The organism is Actinomadura sp. NPDC048032, assembly GCF_040653175.1.
Taxonomy (GTDB): Bacteria; Actinomycetota; Actinomycetes; order Streptosporangiales; family Streptosporangiaceae; genus Spirillospora; species Spirillospora verrucosospora.
Window position 1 is genome coordinate 1 of the sequence record NZ_JBEZJP010000731.1, and the last position, 2,103, is coordinate 2,103.

Here is a 2,103-nt window from a genome sequence, read left to right on the forward strand (position 1 = left end):
GACGCGGTCGGGGTGTCCGGAGAGGCGATCATCGAGGCGGCCCGGATCCTTGAGATCGACGCCTTCAAACGGGCGCTCGCGGGGAGCACCGCCTGCCTCGGCGTCATCGCATCGGCCTCGCTCTACAAGGGCCTTGTCCGCCACTACGTGGAAGCGCTGCGCGCCCACGAGTACGAGGAAATCCACAGCCGGGTCAAGGAATCCAAGGTCACCGCCTGGATGCGGCTCACCGGCCACCTGTCGCCACCCGGTGCCCCCTGATGCCGGCATACCGGCAGAGACGGCCTGGGAACGGAGGCGGCACCGAGGCCGCCTCCGTACCGGCCGCGAACTCGCCTGACCCGCCCCCAGCCGCGTCTCCCGAAGCACTCCTTCTGGGTGAGCAGCGGTCCCAGGTAGGAGATGACCGTCCGCGGTGCGGCATAGGACTCGTTGACGGCGATCCAGTTCTCGCCGACCATGTCGCCGAGCCGTCTGCGCTCTCACCGCCCTTGGACATGCAGTGCCCGGCGGTAATGACCAGGTTCCTGTTGTTGCTCCTGACCACGGCCCCCGTGTAGAGGCCGTGCTCATGGGTGACGGGATCGTCGAACTCCAGGCGTCCGACGGTCGGGTTGAAGCCCACCGCGAGCCGGGAGGCGCCGAGATGGGCGGGGCCGCGTGGAGGTACCAGGTGCGGCGCCCCTGAACGGACCGGCGCCCCCGGCGCCTCCACGGACGCGACGGCCGATGTATTTTCGCCTCGCCTGGGTGATGGCTGGTCGGTGACCGAACACCCCGGCCGCCATTCAAGCCCGCCCGATCACCAGACGATGGGTTGGGTGCGGACCTCGGCGAGCGTCCCTGGTGCGGGCTGGGACCACGCGGACGGGTTACGCCTCCCGGATGCTGACCGCGGCGCGGTGGTGGCGGGGCGTTTCGATCTCGTCGAGCAGCGCGATCGCGAAGTCCGCGTACGTGATCCGGCTGGCCGGGTCTCCATGGTCGGCGACCCGGTACCCGCCGGTGCGGGCGCCGCCATGGTCGAAGTCACCCGCGGGAGCCACGTACGCCCAGTCGAGGTCGCACGTCCTGAGCTCCTCCAGGCCCGCCGCGTGGCCGAGGTAGAAGGAGCGGTACTCGTCGGGGTAGCCGGGCTCGTCCATCAGGGGAGCACCGGACGCCCCCGGCATGATCGATGCGAGGCCGACCACCACCAGGCGGCGCACGCCCGCCTTCGCCAGGCCGGTGCCGAGGGCGCGAGCCGACGCGGTGAAGAAGTCGTGCGGCGGGACCGTCAGGTCCGCGGCGGCGCTGACGGCGGCGTCCTGCCCCGCGGCCGCCCGCTCGACGCTCTCCGCGTCCGTGACGTCGCCCGCCACGACCCGCACGTCGGTCAGGTCACCGTGACTCGCGGGGTCGCGCACCACGGCGGTGACCTGGTGGCCGCGCCGGCGTGCCTCGGCGACCGCCTGCCGCCCGGCCCGTCCACCCGCACCGAAGACCACGATGTTCATGAGCGACCCTTCCACCAGGGCCGGAGCTCCTGTGCCCGGCCGCTGCGCGGACGCTATCGGGGGCCGTGGTTACCGCCTGGATACCGGCTATCGTGAGGCCATGAGGGAACCCCTGCCCGCCGACATGTTCGACGAGCTGTGCCCGTCCTCGCTCAACCCGATCCGGTTCGGTGACAAGTGGGCCGGGCTCGTCATCCGCTGCCTTGAGAACGGGCCCCGCCGGTATTCCGAATTGCGCGTGCCGCTCAGCCGCGTCACCCCCAAGGTTTTGACCCAGTCGCTGCGGTCCCTCGAACGCGACGGCCTCGTCAAGCGCACCGTCTACGCCGAAGCGACGCCGCACGTGGAGTACGAACTGACTTCGCTGGGCCGCAGCATGCTCGAACCGATGGCGGCCGCCTGCGCCTGGGCGGAAGAGCACTGGGACGAACTCCTGGAAGCCCGCGAGTCGAGCACCCTCACGTCCCACCTCGACCGCGCCGTTTAACGCACTGTCACCGGAGGGGCCGTGCTGAAGAAGTACATCCGCAAGGCGCCGGTGTACGACATCTCCCAGGAGAACGCGGGCGGCGCCTACTTCCGCTCCGGCGACAGGCGCATCCCCTAC

General features: G+C 70.7%; 3 protein-coding genes. 2 read left to right on the forward strand and 1 reads right to left on the reverse strand.

Features of this window, described 5'->3' with window-relative positions:
- Nucleotides 1–261: hypothetical protein (locus tag AB0C69_RS41640; protein WP_360362304.1), on the forward strand; the 261-nt coding region annotated here is incomplete at its 5' end.
- A 611-nt stretch (nucleotides 262–872) separates the two neighbouring features.
- Here AB0C69_RS41640 and AB0C69_RS41645 read toward each other — a convergent pair.
- Entirely contained in the window at nucleotides 873–1,496 is a 624-nt protein-coding gene (locus AB0C69_RS41645; protein ID WP_360362306.1) for an NAD(P)H-binding protein, read from the reverse strand.
- A gap of 100 nt (nucleotides 1,497–1,596) precedes the next feature.
- Here AB0C69_RS41645 and AB0C69_RS41650 point away from each other — a divergent pair, with 100 nt between their 5' ends.
- Entirely contained in the window at nucleotides 1,597–1,983 is a 387-nt protein-coding gene (locus AB0C69_RS41650) for a helix-turn-helix domain-containing protein (protein WP_345181605.1), read from the forward strand.
- Nucleotides 1,984–2,103 lie beyond the last annotated feature (120 nt).